This window comes from Acidithiobacillus thiooxidans ATCC 19377 (genome assembly GCF_009662475.1).
Lineage (GTDB): Bacteria > Pseudomonadota > Gammaproteobacteria > Acidithiobacillales > Acidithiobacillaceae > Acidithiobacillus > Acidithiobacillus thiooxidans.
Genome location: NZ_CP045571.1, coordinates 3,195,719 through 3,214,921, shown reverse-complemented (window position 1 = coordinate 3,214,921; position 19,203 = coordinate 3,195,719). Strand labels below are relative to the sequence as shown.

The following is a 19,203-nucleotide window of genomic DNA, read 5'->3' as shown; positions in this document are numbered from 1 at the left end:
GACCAACATGCATTTTACCGAACCATTTATCCGTCGCCCGATTTTGGCCATTTCCCTGAGCCTGGTACTGTTTTTCTTTGGCCTGCGCTCCCTGGGGCTGATGCCCATCACCGAATATCCGCCTACTGATAGTTCGATGATCACGGTCACGACCCACTATTTCGGGGCCACCCCCAAAACCGTCAACGCCTTTATCACCGCCCCTCTGGAAAAGGCGGTGGGTCAGGCCCCGGGCATAAACTATATGACGGCGGTCAGTGAAGACGGTATTTCCATTCTGACCCTGTATATGCGGATGGGGGAAAACCCCAATGCCGCCCTGTCGCAGGTGCAAAGCAAGGTCAATACGGTCCTGAATCAGCTGCCCAAGGGGGTCATGCAACCGGTGGTTCAGGAAATGTCTGGTTCAGGGGCTTATCTGATGCTGTTGAGTTACCACGGTAAGGGCTTTAATCAGCAGCAGATTACCGATTATCTGACCCGCGTCGTGCAGCCCGCCATTCAATCGGTTCCAGGCGTGGGTCTGACTGCCATTCTGCCTCCGGGTACCGGGCCTAACGGTAATACTTACGCCATGCGGGTCTGGCTGAATCCGCAGGAAATGGCGGTATTGGGAGTGACCCCGGCGCAGGTCAGCGATGCGCTCAAGAAAAATGACTTTGTCGCGGCGGTAGGGCGGTTGCGCGGCGAATATACGGCAGTATCCCTCAGTGCCAATACCGCCCTGCATAGTGCGGCAGAATTCCGCAATCTGGTAGCGGCGACGGTGCACGGCGTACCCATCCATCTGGAGCAGGTCGCCAAGGTCTCTTTGGGCGCTCAGACTTATGATTCATCCGTCATGGTGGATGGACAGCCGGCTGTCAATATCGGTATTCAGCAGGCCCCCGGCAGTAACGCCCTGCAGGTCGCCCAGGGTATTCACAAAGTCATGACCCAGTTGAAGGCGACCATGCCTCCGGGAATGCAGGGGTACACCATTTATAATGGGGCCCAGTTTGTCAAAAGCTCCCTGCAGGAAGTAGAAATCAATATTGGCCTGGCACTACTGGTGGTCATTCTGGTCATCTATTTGTTCATGGGTTCCTGGCGCGCGCTGATTGTTCCGGCACTGGCGATTCCTGTGGCCATGGTGGGAGCCCTCACCATACTGCATGCTCTGGGATATACCCTTAATTTGCTGACCCTGTTGGCGATGGTGCTGGCTATTGGGCTGGTGGTGGACGACGCGATTATTGTGGTGGAAAACGTCCATCGTCATATTGAACATGGGGCAACCCCTTTACATGCGGCACTGCTCAGTGCCAAAGAACTGGCCAGCCCGATTCTGGTGATGGCCACGACGCTGGTGGCGGTATTTGCCCCCATGGCCTTTATTGGCGGGTTGGTGGGCCACTTATTCAGCGAATTTGCTTTTACCATTGTGGCCACGGTGCTGTTGTCCATGATTGCCGCGCTGACCCTGGCACCCATGTTGGCTTCACGAGTTTTGAAAGCGGGACAGGAGGGCCGGGTCGCCCATTTGGTGGATCATGTATTTGGACGCTTGAAGGCCTTTTACGGACGCCTTCTTTTCGCGAGTTTGCGGGTTTGGCCGGCCACCGTGGCTTTGGCGCTGGTATTGACGGGAGGCATCTATTTTCTTTTCAGCATCAGCCAGAGTGAGCTGGCACCGCCGGCGAATCAGGGCATTGTTTATGTGAACGGCGTTGCCCAGCCCACGGCGACGCTGGAATACATGAATGCTTATGATCACTATCTGACGAATACGGTTTTCGACAAAATTGCCAGCCGCAGTCATAGCTTTGCGGTCAACGGGGTGGGTATTGGCGGCATGCTGTTAAATAATGAAGTGATGGCGGGTGTGGTTCTGAAGCCCGAGCGCGGCACTGTGACTACGCAACAGGTCAAAACCAAGGTGCAGAAGCTGGCCGAGCAGGTACCCGGTATGAAACTGTCCGCTTTTGGCTTGCCGCCACTCCCCGGGGCAGCGGTCGGCTTGCCGGTGCAGTTCGTATTGACCAGTACGGGAGGCTCCTATCATCAACTGGATGGCATTTCTGCCAAACTGGTTCAGGAAGCCAAAGCCAGCGGCCTTTTTTCTTTTGTCTGCAAAAATCTGAAGTACAACAATCAGATTCAGCAGGTAGTCATCAATCGGCAAATGGCTGCATCGTTTGGGCTCAGCATGGCCGATATCGGACAAAATCTGGAGACACTATTGGGTGGCAACTACGTCAACTACTTCGATATGGACGGTTTGAGCTATCGGGTAGTGCCACAAGTACCACCTGCGTTGCGGGCCAACCCCGATTTTCTCAAGGCCTATACCATTAAAACGCCTTCCGGCGCCGAGATTCCTCTATCCACTTTTGTGTCCCTGAAGTCGGAATCGGCACCGACTTTTTTACCGCAGTTTCAGCAGTTGCCGGCGGTATTTATTCAGGCCAACCCGGCCCCCGGCGTGTCATTGGGACAAGCGCTGCAGTTTTTGCAATCTCATGCGCAAAAAATTCTTCCCGGTGGTGATCAGATCCATTATGCCGGTGTATCCCGCCAGTATGTGCATCAGGGTAATGCGCTGGCGATCACTTTTGCCTTTGCCCTGCTGATGGTGCTGCTCCTGCTCGCGGCACAGTTCAACAGTTTCCGGGATGCTCTGGTGGTGCTCACGGCTGTTCCGGTGGCTCTGTTTGGGGCGTTATTGCCCATCAGTCTCGGCGCTTCCAGTGTCAATATTTACTCGGAAGTAGGAATGGTCATGCTGATTGGTCTGATTGCCAAGCAGGGGATTCTGATTGTGCAATTTGCCCGGGTCATGCAGGAAGAAAAGCAACTGGACAAACGCCATGCCGTCGTGGAAGCAGCCACTTTACGGCTACGTCCCATTTTGATGACGGTGGCCGCCATGATTGCCGGAGCCGTGCCCCTGCTTTTTGCCAGTGGGGGTAATGCCGATGCCCGATTCTCCATGGGTCTGGTCATTGTCAGTGGTCTGGGCTTTGGGTCCCTGGTGTCCCTGTTTGTGATTCCGGCCTTTTATCTGTGGTTTGGGCGATCGGTGCATCACCATGCGTTAAAGGCGGGGTCTTGAGTCATGGCAGTCGTCAACCCAGCACCAATGAAATGGCTATTGTCCGGTTTCAGGGGCAGCACGTAGCGGCTATTACAGCCAAGTTAATACTTGAAACGTCTGTAATTAACTGCCAGGTCATGAATGGGCAAATTCAAGCAATATTTTTTGGCGTAATTTTCTGGCTGTCATGGGTGTTACGAGATTGCTTTTGTGATTTTCGTAATGTCCCATGACCGAAACAATATCCCCATAGTGTAACAGGGAGTAAACCTTGCGTGCGTTTTTGTAGGGCTCCTCCACGCAACCCGCACTTTGAGGCCAGTCGTAGCCTTTGCGCGGATAAAAGTGAATGGCGCGGCCATCGTAAAAGTAATTTACGAAATGCACATTGGGCGCGGTATAGTGTTGCCAGCGGACGTGATATCCATGATAAATACTTCGGTCTGAGGCAGGGATTAAATGGTATTCCTGGGGGCTGACCGCAATAGGGAATTTACCGGTCATGGTAGTTTTGGCAAGGCGCTGATAAATTGGCCAGCTACCATCCGGGGTGGAGTGCATGACCCCGGTGTTGACGACTGTCCGGTAAATCCATTGTCCTTTTCCCTGGGGTTCGGGTGGCACCTGCCAGATCTGCAAGTGCTCCGGGTGCGTGCTCTTGTCCACCTTAATCCATTGAAATGGAAAACGATTTTTTGGGATTGGCGCGCGCAGGGCTGAGAGGACTTCCGGAGTGACCCGCCCGCGTGAAATGCCCCGGCGATTGAGCAAGTGATCTGCGCGTTCAAACTGGATCAGGCCGCTACGAAAAGCGGGATTATAGGGCGAATAACCCCAGTTGTTGGAAATTTTTTGCAGGGCCCGGGGCACGGGAATATTCCATGCGGCGACTGTATGCATGCCCCCATAACGACCCATATACGTGCCATAAACCAGGTGTACGTATCCAGTTAGGGCGAGAATTTGCCAGACTTGTTGCCAATCTTGCGGGTTTTGTGTGCGGATAATGGTGTTGGTGCTGGAATCAAAAGTGTTGGCGAAGGCCGGTACATTTACTGTTAATGCGCCTGTTATGCTGGCGGCAGTTAGGATAACCCCTATTTTTGCAATAAGAAGCCGGGAACGTGATTTTTGATGGTGATGGCGTATTTTCATATGGATATTCGACACGTCTGGATGATTTTAGTTCTCTGACTCCGGTTCAAGCATGGTATTTTTGATGATTTTTAATAACTTTTGGCAACGATTAATTTCGGCATCCATAATGGCAATTTGATCGTCCACTTCCGTGCGTGTACGAATATTGATGGAGTGGAGCACTTCCGCACATTGCTCTTCGACAATATCCAGCCGCTTTTCCAGTATATTCAGTACATCAAGCAGTGTGGGGTGATAATCTTTTTCTGACTTCCCACGGGTTCTTAAAGGTCTATGTTGAAACCGTTTAATCAAAATATGCTCGTGTCATAATAAGTGAACCAAACCAATGTCTTGTCTGCTAATCGCTAGCTTTTTTACTGAAGAGAAGTAGTGTTTGTAACGCATGATCTCGACAGAGAGCTCAAAGCATTGGTCCGCTATGGTTTCGACATTTTCCGACGGCATGGATTTGCGGACTTCGCCGAGGCGGTCTGCAAGCCGTCCATAACGGGACTCAATATTTTCAATAATATCCAGCGCCGTACTTAAAGAATTTTCATCATATTCCGTAGACATTTTTCACCCCGTTTGAAAAAGGCGATGTTCTGTTTCAGAACATCGCCGATACGCTTTTAGTGCGCTCCGTAGGCCATCTTTTTACTGAAGCGGCCACGGAACACCCAAATCTGATACCAGTTGTACATGATCATGATGGGGAAGAAGCCCGTCATGAACAGGGTGAATACGGCAATGGAATCTGCCGGATTGGCCGCCTGCACAATGGTCCAGGTATCGGGTACCACGTAGGGGAAAATGGTCGCCCACATGGCCGCCCACAACAAGGCAACCACGCCAATACCCCACATCATTGCGCTGAAGTCCTTGCGTACGGAGTGATTGGTGGAGGACTTGAAGGCGAAAACGAGCACGATAATGAACCAGATCAACCAGATCCACCAATCCGAACCGGTCCACTTGGCTGCTGCCCAGGGGAAGAGTGCGTAAGACCAGACCAGTGTAATGACAATAGCAGCCAGAGCCAGTAAGGAAACAACATTCGTCCATTTACGAGCCCGTTCATGAATGGGATCACCGGGAATGAAGCGGGCACACAAATACAGCCCTCCGGCAAGACTGGCGGCAATGACTGCACCAACCCCCGTCCAGATGGAAAAAGGCGTCAAAAAGTCGAGGATGCCACCCGAAAAATGCATGATAGGGGTGGTATAATCTTGCATAGCAACACCATGGGCCGTTAACGCACCTTGCATTGCCAAACCGGACTTCATGGGAAAGCCCTGCAATGTAGCGCCCAGGGCAACACCCGCAAAGAAGGTGGGAAACAAACTGCCGACAGCAAAGGCCCAACCCCAAAAGCGTTTGCTTTTCTTGGCATGAATATGAAATTCAAAGGCCACTGCCCGGGCAATAATGCCCCAGAGCGCAAACATCAAAGGAATCATCAGGTAGTTGAAAGCCGAACCGTAAACCAGTGGAAAGGCGCCGAAAAGCACGCCACCCGCCACGACCAGCCAACTTTCATTGCCGTCCCACATGCCGGCCATGGATGCCATAATGGCGCCACGTTCTTCTTCGTCTTTTGAAAACAGAGCGAAAATGCCAGAACCAAGGTCCGTACCGTCCGTGGCAATGTACAGAAAAAAAGCGAGAGAAAGGAGCAGCCACCACCAGGTCGTCAATGTCCCGGCGATGCGTCCTATTGATAAAAGATCCATAAATGACTCCAGTAGCTTGTGCGGGGAGCTCTGCTCCCCGTCATGATTTTGAGAACGTCAGAAAGCGCTGATCAGCGATCCGAACGCAACATGGGCTTGCTGGCGAAGGTCGGTGTCACATGGCCACCACCGGCTTTAACATCCGTAGCATCCGCATGATCATGATCAAACAGCGTGCTGGAGTCTGGGATCCCGTCCACCCCTTTTTTGATAACGCGGGTAAAGAAGTACCAGGAACCTGCCCACACAGTGAGTTCGAAAATGATGTAACCCACCCACCAGATGATTTCCATGGCGACCGGCATATGGCTGGTTCCCTGATAAGTCCGCATCAGACCGTTTACTACCCAGGGTTGCCGACCGACTTCACGCGTCCACCAACCACACCAAATGGCCAGATAAGGCAGGAATGCAGAAAACACCAGAGCCCGCAGAAACCACGGACGCTTCCGCAATTCTGTAGCGTTGAGCTTGCCACGCAGGCGCAACCAGTTACCCCAGATGGCGACAAAGAAGAGGAAGAAGCCGATGGCTACCATGACCCGGAATGAGTAGAACGGTACCCAGACATCGGGGCGATCTTTGGCCGGGAAGCTGTCCATGCCGGTAACCTTACCATTCAAGGTGTGCGTTTCGAGCAGACTCAGTACATGCGGGATAGTGATGGCAAAGACGTTGCCGTCATTTTTGGCGTTGGGAATGACAATCAGATGCCAGCCGGTGTTTACCTTGCCGTTGGGCAAATAGGTGTGATAGTGGCCTTCCATAGCCGCCAATGAGGTCGGCTGTGTTTGTGCGACTACACGACCCACGCTGTCACCAATGAATATCTGCAAAGGCGTCACAATGATCAGCGCCAACAGTGCGGGTTTGAGCAGTTTGGTAAACAGGTCCGCATTACGGTTTTTCAGGATGAAAAATCCGCTGAGTCCAACCAGTACAAATAATGCCAATTCCACAGTGGCCACCCACATGTGAGGAAAGCCCCACTGGAAATTGTCATTGAGAATGGCATTCCACCAGTTGGTCACCTGGAACAGTCCATTTTTCAGGACAACACCGTTAGGTGTCTGCATCCAGGAGTTGGCCACCAGAATCCACATAGCCGACAAGCTGGAAGAAAGGCCCACATTGAAGGTTGAAAACAAATGCATACCTTTGCTGACTTTGCCCCAACCAAACACCATCAGGCCGATGAAGCCGGCCTCATACATAAAGGCGGTAATGGTTTCAAAGCCAAGGATGTTCCCGAAGAAGGGGCCGACGGCCTGAGAGAAAGGGCCATAAAGAATACCAAAGGCCATTTCCATGGTAACGCCGGTGGCGACACCGGCGCCGAAATTGATGATGAAGATTTTTTCGACAAAGCGATTGAGTTTGTACCACCGCTCATTGCCGGTACGAAGCCAGGCGACTTCCATGATGAAGAGCAGCCAGGACATGCCGATCGTCAGAGGCGTCCAGAGAATATGCATGGAAGTAATCCAGGCGAAATCCAGACGGCTGAGCAAGATCGGGAGAGAGTTTTCAATGATCATAACTTCCGTCCCCCATAAATTTTGTGAATAAGAAAGGTTTTGTTGCACCTCTACTCTTGCAAGGCTTATGCCAATATTACTAATTACTGTAATGCTTTGATTTGTTTTCGGCCGGTCGAATGTTTGCAGCATTTGCGGTTGATATGCACCGCTATAAAGTGGTTTAAAACCACCAGTGGTGAAAATTAAATAAAACAAAAAAGTGTTAATACTTGTTTATATTATATATTTAGTCTATCAGGAGAGTCTGATAAATGGCTTTCCGCAGAATCAGGCAGCGCATGTGCTATATTCTGTGTTTTGAATGGTTCTGAAGACAGGTGCGTTGGCATGATGAATGTCACTGAAGAAAAGCAGCATCGGGATTTTGCTACAGAGGTGTTGAGCGCGCTGTTAGCCACAGACCCAACCGAAAAAGTGACACAGGTTCGGGCGCTGCACTGTACGGGTGCAGTCCGGGCGGCACTGTTGCCTTGTCCCGGTGTCCCGGGGCGACCTGCCCGTCCTGAGCTGGTCGCGCCCAAACAATTACCCAGACGCCGGGCGCTGAGCACCCAGGCCGGTCGTTTTGCCCTGCTCCATGCCTTGGCTCACATTGAATTTAATGCCATTAACCTGGCTTTGGATGCGCTGTGCCGTTTTGTCGATCTGCCCGTAGCCTATTATCACGATTGGCTGCAGGTTGCCCAGGAAGAGGCGGAACATTTTGTTCTGCTGCGCGGACTGCTTCAGGCTATGGGCGGTGATTACGGTGATCTACCTGCCCACGATGGTCTCTGGGAAATGGCTATGGATACAGCGACTGATCCTCTGGAACGTATGGCGCTGGTACCGCGTGTGCTTGAAGCGCGAGGTCTGGATGTGACCCCGGCTATCCGCGAGCGATTGCAGGAAGTCGGGGATAGCGCCGCCGCCGCTGTGCTGGAACGCATTGAAACGGATGAGCGTGGTCATGTGGCCATTGGTAGTCACTGGTTTCGTTATTTGTGTGAACAGCGTGGATTGGATGCAGAGCAGACTTTTCGTCAATTGCTGCAGGAACGCTACCGGGGCCGTATTCAGGGTCCGTTAGCCCTGGAAGCGCGCCGCGCCGGAGGTTTTTCCGAACAGGAGTTGCTGTGGTTACAAAAATGCGTCGTCCAAAATCAGCACCCGGTGATGGGTTCTGCGGCTGAGGAGAAAGCGGCGCATGTCTGAATCGGTCGCCACCCGTATTCTGGGTATTGAAAGCTCCTGTGATGAGACCGGCCTGGCTGTGTATGACAGCCGCCAAGGCTTGTTGGGTGAAGTCCTGTTCAGTCAGATTGCTCTGCATGCGCCTTACGGCGGGGTGGTTCCAGAGCTGGCCTCCCGGGATCATGTGCGCCGGTTACCGCTGCTGCTGGAACAACTCATGCTGCAAACCGGGGGGCAACGCCCCGATGCCGTAGCCGTCACGGCGGGGCCGGGACTGATTGGCGCCTTGCTGGTGGGTGTGAATTTTGCTAGGGCCCTGGCCTTTGCCTGGGATATTCCGGTTATTCCCGTTCATCATCTGGAAGGACATCTGCTTGCCCCCCTGCTCAATGGCGTGGCACCCTTTCCGGCGGTGGCTTTGCTGGTTTCCGGTGGGCATACCATGCTCATTGAAGTGCGGGGGCTGGGTGATTATGTATTGCTGGGTGAAACCCTGGATGACGCAGCCGGTGAGGCTTTCGATAAAGCGGCTAAAATGCTGGGACTGGGCTACCCCGGGGGGCCGGCTTTGGCGGCTCTAGCAGAAGGTGGTGACCCCGAGGCCTTTCGTTTGCCAAGACCGCTTTTGGATCGCCCCGGCATGGACTTCAGCTTCAGCGGATTGAAAACAGCCTTTCGTCTCGCTTCCATGAAAGTTCCTGAAGAGGATATGACCCAGAGAAAAAATCTGGCTGCCAGTTTTCAGCAGGCGGTAGTCGACACCCTGTTTCGAAAATGCCAGCGTGCCTTGCAACACACCGGTCTGAAGCGTTTGATTGTGGCGGGTGGGGTGGGTGCCAATCGCGCCTTGCGCAGTGCCTTGCAAACCCTGGCTGCAGAGGGCGTAGAATTATGTATCGCCGATTTGGCCCATTGTACGGATAATGCTGCAATGATTGCCCTGGCGGGTGCCCTGCATCCTGAAATGGCCCAGTCTGCCAGTGCTGAGTTCCCGGTACGGGCGCGTTGGTCGCTGGTCAAGGAGGAAGCATGACGAGTGAATCTTTTTCTCTGGATACGGTGGTTGAAGAACGGGCCGCCGTCGATCCGGATTTCCAGCAAGGCCTGGATTGGCAGCAGACCGGTCATCCCGAAGAAGCAGCAGAAGCCTTCAGGCGATCACTGGATGCGGATCCTGGCAGCGCATTGATCTGGACGTTTTATGCCTGGGCACTGGCAGCATCGGGTGACAGTCATGGTGCAATTGCCGCCTGCCGACGGGCCATCGCCTGTGACGCCGAGTGGGGGCAGGCCTGGAATGATCTTGGCGAATACCTCATGGATACCGGACGGGAAAATGAAGCCCTTTTTGTGATTCGGCGGGCGCTCAAATCCCGGCATTTTGATGCGCCGCATCTGGCGCAAATGAATCTGGCGCGCTATTACCTGCATCAGGGCAGCATGCGCCGTGCCCTGGCCGCTGCCCAGGAAGCACAGCATTTGGCGCCCGGATTTCGTCCTGCCGAAAAGCTCGCGCAATGGATAGACGAACGCATGCAGGAATGGAATATCCGCGATTAGGATTTTTTGAAGGGTGTTTCGCGGCCATCGAGCAGGCGCTGAATATTACTGCGATGTCGCCAGAGGATCAGGATGACCAGCACGATAATCAGGGCACGCAGACTGCTGCTGGCAGACAAAGCAAAAACAAGGGGTATCGCGCTGGTGGCGGCCAGCAGCGCGGCGAGGGAGGACACCCGCATGACGGCAAAAACCACTATCCAGACACCCAGCACCGATAATCCCAGTAACGGCATCAGCGCCAGCAGGATACCCATGGCCGTAGCCACTCCCTTACCCCCCCGAAATCCAAAATAAACGGGATACAAATGGCCGAGAAAAGTCGCCAGTGCGACGGCGGCCAGGATCCAGCCTTCCGCACCCAGCCATCGGGCGACCACAACGGGAATGACGCCTTTGATCAGATCGCCGCAAAGCGTCAGGGCTGCGGCCTTTTTGCCGCCGATGCGCAGAATGTTGGTTGCCCCCGGATTCCCAGATCCGGATTGCCGGGGATCACCCAGGCCCATGGCGCGACCTACCAGAATGGCGGTCGCGACAGAGCCGATCAGGTAGGCACCCACTATGAAAACAATATCAATAATGACAGACATGCAGTGCGTTGGCCCGGAAAAGCGCTATTATAGGCCCAGACGCGACGCCTTGTCGCATTTTTCGGGATGCCTATGGATATTCTTTTTGTGCGGGAGCTGAAAGTAGATACCCGCATCGGTATTTATGACTGGGAACGGCAGGTTAAGCAGACCGTTTTGATTGATCTGGAAATTGCCGCCGACACCCATGCTGCCGCCCAATCGGACAAGGTGGAGCAAACCATTAATTATCAGACGGTCTGTCAACGCCTGGTCAGTCACATCAGTGCTTCTGAAGTGGAGTTGGTGGAAACCCTGGCCGAGCAGATTGCGGATATTATCCGGGGTGAATTTGCTGCGCGTTGGGTACAGGTGACGGTGCATAAACCGGCGGCGGTGCGGGGCACCCGGGATGTGGGGGTGCGTATAGAAAGAGGCAAGGATTAACCCAGACTGAAACAGTCTGCGTACAGGTCGTGGTCGTCCGCCCGAGTGATCTGCACGGCCAGGCGGTCACCGACCTTGAGGCCGCCGGCATTACTCAGGTGGACCACACCGTCTATTTCCGGCGCATCGCTGACCGAGCGGGCTATGGCCCGGCCCCCGCGTTCCAGGGCATCTACCAGCACCTCACGACGCTGACCCACATGCCGCTGGAGCCGTGCACGGCTGATGCTTTCCTGCACCCGCATGAATTCGGCGCGACGTTCTTCCCTGACTGCTTCCGGAACGGCACCGGGCAAGGCGTTGGCGGGTGCGCCTTCGACTGGAGAGTAGGCAAAACAGCCCACCCGGTCCAGTTCGGCAACGCGCAGAAAATCCAGCAGTTCTGAAAATTCGGCTTCGGTTTCTCCGGGAAAGCCGACAATAAAAGTGCTGCGGATGGTCAAATCGGGCACTTGTTGCCGCCAATGGGCAATACGCTCCAGCGTTTTTTCGGCAGCAGCAGGGCGGCGCATGGCCTTGAGAATCCGGGGGCTACCATGCTGCAGGGGCGCATCCAGATAAGGCAGGATTTTTCCCTCTGCCATGAGCGGCAGCAATTCATCAATATGGGGGTAGGGATACACATAGTGCAAACGCACCCAGACACCCAAAGCTCCCAACGCCGCACAAAGATCAGTGATCCGGGTTTTGATGGGGCGCCCATCGTGAAAGGCCGTGCGATATTTGCGATCGACGCCATAAGCTCCGGTGTCCTGGGAGATCACCAGCAATTCCTGGACGCCTCCAGAAACCAGGGCTTCGGCTTCCCGCAAAATATCACCGGGTTCGCGACTGACCAGTTTGCCACGCATGCTGGGAATAATGCAGAAGCTGCAGGTCTGGTTGCAGCCTTCGGAAATTTTCAGGTAAGCGTAGTGCGCCGGAGTCAGGCGCAGACCCTGGGGGGGAACCAGATCGGTATAGGGGTCATGGAGGGGCGGCAGTGCGCTGTGTATGGCCTCCAGTACCGCGCCAGACTGCTGGGGACCCGTAACGGCCAGCACCTTGGGGTGCACATTGCGGATAAAGTCCCCGTTATCCTTGGCCCCCAGACAACCGGTGACGACCACCTTGCCATTTTCATCGAGGGCTTCGCCAATGGCTTCCAGCGATTCTGTCACCGCTGCGTCAATAAAACCGCAGGTGTTGACTACCACCACATCGGCATCGGCGTAATCGCCTACCAGCAGGTAGCCCTCAGCCCGCAACCGGGTAAGGATACGCTCGCTGTCCACAGTGGCTTTGGGACAGCCCAGACTGACGAAGCCGACTTTCGGGGTTTTGCTGGGAGGATTGTTCAAAAGGTATTACTCACGCTGACGACTCCGGGGACGGCACCGACAATGCGTTCCACCACCTGTTTGAGATCTATGACCGCGTTGGGACAGCCCGCGCAGGCGCCCTTCATGCGCACCCGGACATCGCGCTGGATAATGTCTACCAGTTCAATATCGCCGCCGTCGCGCATGAGAATGCGGCGCACGGTGTGCACGGCTTCGGCGACCGCCTCGGGGTCGGGCAGGGGATCATCCGGACCATAACGCTTCTGACGGTCCAGTCCACGGGCGGCCATGGCCTGGGCATGGGCAATTTTGGCTGCGGTCAGTGGGTCCTGCTCTTCCAGAGCATCCAGTTCTTCTTCGCTGTAAAAGCGGATGGGGGCTTTGCTGTTCATGGAATCAATATAACATGCGCCCGCCATCGACGACGAGGTTATGGCCGGTGGTATATTGGGCGTCAAAAAGCAGATAAGCCACCGCCGAGGCAATATCCTGAGGATTCCCGACCCGCTTCAGGGCGTTGCGCTCCAGCAGTGCCTGTTTATCTCCATCCGGAGGATCCTGATTTTCTGCCCAGAGCACTACGCCTGGAGAAACACTGTTGACGCGAATATCCGGACCGAGTTCTTTGGCAAGGGAGCGGGTCAGCGCCAGTAGACCCGCTTTAGTGACGCTGTAAGGCAAATAAGATCGCAGGGGAATCTCGCCATGAATGTCACCGATGTTGACTACGGCTCCGTGACTGCGGCGTAAATGGGGGGCTGCTGCCTGGGTCAGGAACAGGGGCGCACGCAAATGAATGGCCTCCATTCTCTGCCAGTCCTCAGGCGTGATTTGCGCAAAAGAGCTGGACTGATAAATGGAGGCGTTATTGACGAGGCCATCCAGGCGGCCGAAATGCGCCATGCTGGCGGCAATGAGCTGGGCGGGGAAATTCACGGCGGCCAGATCCCCGGCGATCAGCAGACACTCTGTACGGTATTGATGGCGCAGTTCGGCGGCCAGGGCTTCGGCATCACTGCGGGATCGCCTATAATGCAGGACCAACTGGCAGCCTTCGGCGGCCAGATGTCGGGCGATGGCGGCCCCCACCCTGCGGGCGGCGCCAGTGATCAGAACAACTTTTTCGGTAGCTTTCAAGAGGATTCCATGCGCCCAGAGCGTCCCGATTTTTTAACCCATTCCCAAGGAGGGCGCAAGGCCAGCCTGCCGGTTCCGGATGCTGCCGCGCAAGCCCATTCGGCGCTTTTGCTGGAGCGGATTCGTGCCGAAATCCAGGCGGCTGGGGGCGTCATTTCCTTTCGCCGCTACATGGAGATGGCTTTATATACTCCGAGTTTGGGATATTACATGGCGGGGCAAAACCGTCTGGGTGCCGACGGCGATTTTGTGACCGCTCCGGAGATGGGTTCGCTGCTGGGCAGGGTGTTGGCACGGGTGCTGGCCCCGTTGCTACAAACGGATGCGCGCAGTGACGGTATCCTTGAATTTGGCGCAGGCCGTGGCTTTCTGGCGCAACAAATTCAGCAATGCCTGCCGATGATTCCTTACACGGTGCTGGAACTCAGCCCCGATCTGCAGGCACAGCAACGGGCAATGCTTCCCTCAGTCAATCATGTGCAGCAGCTACCCGTGCACTGGCGCGGCGTCATGCTGGCCAATGAGGTGCTGGATGCCATGCCGGTAGTGGTCGTCGAAACAGATGATCAGGATGTGTTGCGGGAACGCGCGGTGCGCTGGAATGGAGAAGGGCTGGAATGGGCCTGGATGCCGGAGCCTTATGGCATTGGGGCACTCGACCCCGGCCTGCTGCCGCTGATGGCGCAGTGGCCTGAACATTACCGTACTGAATTACACCCTCTGGCCACCGCCTGGATGCGGGAAGTGGCGGATTCCCTGCAGTCCGGGGCGTTGATCCTGATTGATTACGGCCATGAGGCGGGCGAGTATTATCATCCTCAACGTCAGACGGGCAGTTTGCGCGCCTATTATCGCCAACACTGGCTGGATGACCCGTTTTATTGGCCGGGATTATGCGATCTGACGGCCCATGTGAATTTCAGCGCACTGTTACGTGCTGCGCCAAGGCTCGGTCTGGAAGTGGATTTTTATGGAAATCTCGCCCGTTTTCTGGTGGAGCATGGTCTCGCTGACGTTTATGCAGAGATGGCCGCTGGGCAGGAGGTCGCAGCCCTTTTTGCATTGAATAATGAAATCAAACGCCTGACCATGCCCCAGGAAATGGGTGAAAGCTTCAAGGTGTTGATTCTGAAAAAGAGAGAAAAAATATGACGATAAGCATTTACGGTATTCGCAATTGCGATACGATGAAAAAAGCTTTTGCCTGGTTGAACGCGCAAGGCTTGCCTTACGATTTTCATGATTACAAAAAAGCCGGAGTGGCCCTGACAGACCTGCAGCATTGGGCGACGCTGTGGGGCTGGGAAGCGCTGATGAATCGCAAGGGAACGACCTGGCGGCGTTTACCCGAAGCCGCGCGTGACTGCCAGGATGCAGACACGGCTTTTGCCTTGATGATGGCGCATCCCAGCCTGATCCGTCGCCCCATTCTCATCAGCGGTGATCAGGGCGTGTTGGGCTTTGATCCGGAACGCTGGCTTCAGATCACCCGAGAGTAACGGACCGACTTTTGTGGCAGGTACGCATCAAAAACCATACAGACATGACGGATCAGGAGGCGGCCTTGGGGCGTTACCTGCAACTTTTCTGCATCCATCTGAATCAGTCCGTCCTCTTCCAGTTGCTTCAGGGCGGGCAGACAATCGCTAAAATGGGCCCTGAAATAGATGCCGTATTGCTGCTGTAATGCCGCAAAATCCAGGCGAAAATCGCAGGTCAGCCGGTTGATGATATGCCGGCGCAGCAGGTCTTCTTCATTCAGGCGTATGCCCTTTTCCACGGGAAGATGACCATGATCCAGCCGCTCTCCCCAGGCATCCAGCTCTTTGATGTTCTGGCTGTAATTGGGGCCGACCATGGCAATGGCACTCATGCCGAAGGCGAGCAGGTCACTTCCCGCATGGGTGGAATAACCCTGGAAATTGCGATAGAGGCTTCCTTCTTTTTGGGCCAGGGTCAGCTCGTCGTCGGGTAAGGCGAAATGATCCATGCCAATGTATACATATCCGGCTTGCTGCAGTGTTGAGATACTTTCCGCGAGAATGCGCAGCTTGTTTTCGGGAGAGGGAATATCCGTTTCCAGGATGCGCCGCTGTGCCGGAAAGCGTTCGGGGAGATGGGCGTAATTGAATACCGATAATCGATTGGGGCGGAGGGTAATCACTGCTTCCAGGGTGCGGGCAAAACTTTCCGGAGTTTGTAACGGCAAGCCATAAATCAAATCCAGACTGATGGAGCGAAAACCCAGGGACCTTGCCTCAGCCATCACTTCAGCTAACAGTTCCAGACTTTGTTCCCGATGTACGGCTTTTTGCACGGCAACATCCAGATCCTGCACGCCAATACTGATGCGGTTAAATCCGAATTCCCGGAGGCGCTTGAGGGTGCCCGGTTCCAGAGCGCGGGGATCAATTTCAATACCATATTCTCCCTGATCATCGGGGAGGAGCTGAAAATGCCGATGAATACTGTTCAGCAGAGTGGTCAGGTCATTCTGACGCAAAAAGGTGGGGGTGCCACCGCCAAAATGCAGCTGTTCTACCGGACGGCTGGCATCCAGATGCTTGAGATACAACGCCATTTCTTTTTCCAGGCGCGCGACATAAGGGCCGCCCCATTCGTGATGGCGGGTGACTACCTTGGTGCAGGCGCAATAAAAACAGAGGTGTTCACAAAAGGGAATATGAAAATACAGGGACAGTGGCCGAGCTTGATGGTTGGACGTCTGTAGCGCGCTGATCAGGTCGGTCTCGTCAAAATCGGTGTGAAAGTGCGGCGCTGTCGGATAAGAGGTATAGCGCGGCCCCGCCTGATCGTAACGCCGGATGAGATCGGAATCGACAATCACGCTTTGTTCGGAATCAATGTGCACGGGGACGACCTCTGTCAGACAGGGAATTAGCTCAGATCATACGCCCTGAATATCTTTTACTCCAAGTAGATTTGCAGCCACACTGGCTCGGATTTCATCCAGAAAGGCGCGCATGTGCTCTTGTTCCGACTGCTCAGCCGTGGTGGCTGCCTGCAAAGTCTGCCAAAGACCTTGGGAACCCAGTGGCAGGGCGCGCACATAACCCTTTTCACCGTAGCTCCCCACCGCCCAGGAAGGGAGGGCGGCAATACCCTGACCGGAGGCGACCAGTTGCAGGATGATGACCGTCAGTTCGGCGTGACGCCGGCGCCAGGGCTGGATACCAGCGGGTTGCAGAAACTCCCGGAATAAATCCAGACGTCGGTCTTCTACCGGATAGGTGATGAGGGTTTCCTCCAGAAAATCGGCGGGCTCCAGATAAGGCTTGCTGGCCAGGGTGTGGCGAGGATTGACCAGAGCGACCACTTCGTAGGCAAACAGGGGATGCAGGACAATGTCCGCAGCCATGGCATCAGGAGCAGTCAGTACGGTCAGATCAGCCTGATGACTTTGCAGGAGGGGCAGAGGGTCCTGTTGAAAACCGGACACCAGGTCCATCTCGACGTCCGGCCAGTTTTCCCGGAAACGATCCATGGCCGGGGTCAGCCAGTCAAAGCAGGTATGACATTCCACGGCAATACGCAGACGTCCACTGTTGCCCAGTGCCCGGCGTTTAAGTTCTTCCTGCAACTGCCGCACGCGGGGCAGAACTTCCCGCGCCGCCGCCAGCAATTCTTCGCCGGCAGGGCTGAGGCGTAGTTGGCTGCCCCGTTCGCGGTCCAGAATATTGACACCAAATTCCGCTTCCAGACCCCGGAGCTGATGGGACAGGGCGGACTGGGTCAGATGCAGGCGCTGGGCTGCGGCAGCCAGACTTCCAAACTGGGCGACAGCTTCGATGGTGCGCAGGTGGCGGATTTCAATGGGCATGGCAGACTCGAATCAGGAGGTTTCCAGAATGCATTGTCCCACGATCATCGCGTCCTGCAACATGCTTTAATCCTCGAAACGGCAGTCGGAGCGGGCCAAAGTCGCTACAAAGCCCCAGGCCCACCGCCGTTTTTAGAATGATGGATTCCTCTTTCAACCTGTTTCTGTCATAATCGTTATATTTATATGGAAATAACGTCACAAAAGGTTCATAAAACTGTCATCATCTTGTCACATAGCCTCGTTATTATGCCCACAGTGTTGCAAAGAACCCTAAATCGAGGAGGTCACATGTTGAAGAAAAACCGCGTTGCTGTTGCACTGTTTGCTGCCCTGAGCGGATTTGCTGCCGTCGCTCATGCCGACAGCAGTTCCACAGGAAATACCCTGGCTGACTTTTTTATGCACAGCAAGGTAGATGGACAGATTCGTTCTTACTACTTTGATCGCTTTTTTGGAAAGAATGCCACAAATCTCAGCGCCTTCTCGCTGGGTGGCTACATTAACGTGCATACTCCTTCTGCGGCGGGTTTCAGTGCTGACGTAGGTTTTTATACAGCCAACAGTCTGGGCGCCAATCGCGTTAATCCTGATGTGACCTTGATGGGCAAGGCCGATTCCATCAATGCCTTGGGTCAGGCTTATCTGCAATATGCCATTCCCGATGTGGTGATGATTCGTGCCGGTAACCAGGAAGTGAACACGCCTTTTGTCAACGGTTCTGATTCCCGCATGATTCCGGCTACCTATCAGGGTATTTTTGCGCAGGTGACCCCTTACTGCGGCTGGAATATTTACGGCATGCGGATGTTCCGCTGGAAGAGTCGCACCTCCGGTGACTATTACCGCGATAACCTGTATTACAACACCGGTTTCGACGGTGACCCCATTTATGGTGGCGCCGCTGACCTGCCCGCAACTACGCCAGCTTCTAATGGTATTTTGGCGTTTGGTACAAGTTACAAGAGGTACGGTATCAACGCTCAGGCCTGGTATTACAACTTCTATAATTTTACCAATATGTTTTACGGTGATGCCAGCTATACCCTGAAAACTGGCATGGGGCTGGATCCATTCCTGGGCGGTCAGGTGGTACGCGAGTGGGATGCCAATAGTCGTCTTAATGGTGCCTACGGAGCAGGTAAAGTAGATGGTTTCCAGGGCAACGGCGTCAACAGCACTGCCTGGGGTATAAAAGGTGGTGTCAAATATAACCTGGATAACGCTATTTTCGGCAAAGGGGCACTGACAGCCGCTTACAACGAAATCGAATATCATCCTGGAGCCATCGGTGGTGGTGCCATTGTTTCGCCCTATACCGTCGGTTATGCGACAGATCCCCTCTATACCACTTCCATGATTCGTGGTCTGGTGGAAATGGGTCCCGGTCATGGCTTTAAAATTGGCCTGAGCCAGCATTTTCTTAACAACAGCTTTTTGTTCCAGACGGCTTACGCCCAGTACCATCTCCAGGCGGCAGGTTATGCCAACGATATCTATGGTGATCTGACTTACTTCCCCAAGGGCTTCCTCAAGGGTTTGTCCATTCGTGACCGGGTGGAAGTGGCCCATGGTGATCTTTCGACCGGCTACTTCATCTACAACCGCGTGATGTTGACCTACGCATTCTAAGCTGACGCATACTGCGAACCTCAGGG

At 54.5% G+C, this 19,203-nt stretch carries 19 protein-coding genes; 8 read left to right on the top strand and 11 right to left on the bottom strand.

Annotated features, from left to right (window positions below):
* The first annotated feature begins 7 nt into the window (after positions 1-7).
* On the top strand, positions 8-3,094 hold the full coding sequence (locus GCD22_RS16825) for an efflux RND transporter permease subunit (protein WP_031571488.1): 3,087 nt from the start codon (positions 8-10) through the stop codon (positions 3,092-3,094).
* Between the two features lie 117 nt (positions 3,095-3,211).
* On the opposite strand, the gene GCD22_RS16820 is transcribed toward GCD22_RS16825, so the two are convergent.
* From GCD22_RS16820 to GCD22_RS16800, 5 genes are all read right to left on the bottom strand, one after another.
* Positions 3,212-4,231: a L,D-transpeptidase family protein gene (locus GCD22_RS16820; protein ID WP_153940869.1), complete on the bottom strand. Its 1,020-nt coding sequence runs from the start codon at positions 4,229-4,231 to the stop codon at positions 3,212-3,214.
* Positions 4,232-4,258: 27 nt separating this feature from the next.
* On the bottom strand, positions 4,259-4,528 hold the full coding sequence (locus tag GCD22_RS16815; protein ID WP_024894574.1) for a hypothetical protein: 270 nt from the start codon (positions 4,526-4,528) through the stop codon (positions 4,259-4,261).
* Positions 4,529-4,540: 12 nt separating this feature from the next.
* Positions 4,541-4,792 (bottom strand): hypothetical protein, encoded by a 252-nt coding sequence (locus GCD22_RS16810; protein WP_024894573.1) that lies wholly within the window; start codon positions 4,790-4,792, stop codon positions 4,541-4,543.
* A 56-nt stretch (positions 4,793-4,848) separates the two neighbouring features.
* Positions 4,849-5,952 (bottom strand): cytochrome d ubiquinol oxidase subunit II, encoded by a 1,104-nt coding sequence (cydB, locus tag GCD22_RS16805; RefSeq protein WP_031571495.1) that lies wholly within the window; start codon positions 5,950-5,952, stop codon positions 4,849-4,851.
* 71 nt (positions 5,953-6,023) lie between these two features.
* Positions 6,024-7,490 carry a cytochrome ubiquinol oxidase subunit I gene (locus tag GCD22_RS16800; RefSeq protein WP_031571498.1) on the bottom strand — a complete coding sequence of 489 codons (1,467 nt, stop codon included), beginning with the start codon at positions 7,488-7,490 and terminating at the stop codon, positions 6,024-6,026.
* A gap of 330 nt (positions 7,491-7,820) precedes the next feature.
* Here GCD22_RS16800 and GCD22_RS16795 point away from each other — a divergent pair, with 330 nt between their 5' ends.
* Genes GCD22_RS16795 through GCD22_RS16785 form a run of 3 tightly spaced genes read left to right on the top strand, consistent with a single transcriptional unit; the run spans position 7,821 to position 10,226 of the window.
* Positions 7,821-8,687 (top strand): ferritin-like domain-containing protein, encoded by an 867-nt coding sequence (locus GCD22_RS16795; protein ID WP_031571500.1) that lies wholly within the window; start codon positions 7,821-7,823, stop codon positions 8,685-8,687.
* Positions 8,680-9,699, top strand: a complete 1,020-nt coding sequence (tsaD, locus tag GCD22_RS16790; RefSeq protein WP_031571503.1) for a tRNA (adenosine(37)-N6)-threonylcarbamoyltransferase complex transferase subunit TsaD — start codon at positions 8,680-8,682, stop codon at positions 9,697-9,699. Before GCD22_RS16795 ends, tsaD begins: the two co-directional genes overlap by 8 nt.
* Positions 9,696-10,226, top strand: coding sequence for a tetratricopeptide repeat protein (locus GCD22_RS16785; RefSeq protein ID WP_031571506.1), 531 nt, complete (start codon positions 9,696-9,698; stop codon positions 10,224-10,226). The genes tsaD and GCD22_RS16785 overlap by 4 nt, the downstream gene beginning before the upstream one ends.
* Here GCD22_RS16785 and plsY read toward each other — a convergent pair.
* Positions 10,223-10,819: a glycerol-3-phosphate 1-O-acyltransferase PlsY gene (gene plsY, locus GCD22_RS16780; RefSeq protein ID WP_010642373.1), complete on the bottom strand. Its 597-nt coding sequence runs from the start codon at positions 10,817-10,819 to the stop codon at positions 10,223-10,225. The two genes, GCD22_RS16785 and plsY, sit on opposite strands and share 4 nt — an antisense overlap.
* Before the next feature lie 66 nt (positions 10,820-10,885).
* Between plsY and folB the strand changes: the two genes are divergently transcribed.
* Positions 10,886-11,245 (top strand): dihydroneopterin aldolase, encoded by a 360-nt coding sequence (folB, locus tag GCD22_RS16775; protein ID WP_244947544.1) that lies wholly within the window; start codon positions 10,886-10,888, stop codon positions 11,243-11,245.
* Here folB and rimO read toward each other — a convergent pair.
* From rimO to GCD22_RS16760, 3 genes are read right to left on the bottom strand one after another with little or no spacing between them, the layout of a single operon-like run.
* Positions 11,242-12,585 (bottom strand): 30S ribosomal protein S12 methylthiotransferase RimO, encoded by a 1,344-nt coding sequence (rimO, locus tag GCD22_RS16770; RefSeq protein WP_031571508.1) that lies wholly within the window; start codon positions 12,583-12,585, stop codon positions 11,242-11,244. The two genes, folB and rimO, sit on opposite strands and share 4 nt — an antisense overlap.
* The gene (locus tag GCD22_RS16765; protein WP_031571511.1) at positions 12,582-12,959 is read right to left on the bottom strand and encodes a NifU family protein; all 378 of its coding nucleotides are present in this window, start codon (positions 12,957-12,959) and stop codon (positions 12,582-12,584) included. Before GCD22_RS16765 ends, rimO begins: the two co-directional genes overlap by 4 nt.
* Before the next feature lie 4 nt (positions 12,960-12,963).
* Positions 12,964-13,704: a pteridine reductase gene (locus tag GCD22_RS16760; RefSeq protein ID WP_031571514.1), complete on the bottom strand. Its 741-nt coding sequence runs from the start codon at positions 13,702-13,704 to the stop codon at positions 12,964-12,966.
* 9 nt (positions 13,705-13,713) lie between these two features.
* Between GCD22_RS16760 and GCD22_RS16755 the strand changes: the two genes are divergently transcribed.
* On the top strand, positions 13,714-14,856 hold the full coding sequence (locus GCD22_RS16755) for a class I SAM-dependent methyltransferase (RefSeq protein ID WP_031571516.1): 1,143 nt from the start codon (positions 13,714-13,716) through the stop codon (positions 14,854-14,856).
* Complete coding sequence (locus tag GCD22_RS16750) at positions 14,853-15,203, top strand: arsenate reductase (protein ID WP_010642362.1); 351 nt, start codon at positions 14,853-14,855, stop codon at positions 15,201-15,203. Before GCD22_RS16755 ends, GCD22_RS16750 begins: the two co-directional genes overlap by 4 nt.
* Here the strand turns inward: GCD22_RS16750 and hemN are convergent.
* Positions 15,185-16,576 (bottom strand): oxygen-independent coproporphyrinogen III oxidase, encoded by a 1,392-nt coding sequence (gene hemN / locus GCD22_RS16745; protein WP_031571519.1) that lies wholly within the window; start codon positions 16,574-16,576, stop codon positions 15,185-15,187. The genes GCD22_RS16750 and hemN overlap by 19 nt on opposite strands.
* Positions 16,577-16,612: 36 nt before the next feature.
* On the bottom strand, positions 16,613-17,545 hold the full coding sequence (locus tag GCD22_RS16740) for a LysR family transcriptional regulator (RefSeq protein WP_031571521.1): 933 nt from the start codon (positions 17,543-17,545) through the stop codon (positions 16,613-16,615).
* 291 nt (positions 17,546-17,836) lie between these two features.
* Between GCD22_RS16740 and GCD22_RS16735 the strand changes: the two genes are divergently transcribed.
* On the top strand, positions 17,837-19,177 hold the full coding sequence (locus GCD22_RS16735; protein WP_031571524.1) for an OprD family outer membrane porin: 1,341 nt from the start codon (positions 17,837-17,839) through the stop codon (positions 19,175-19,177).
* Positions 19,178-19,203: the final 26 nt, after the last annotated feature.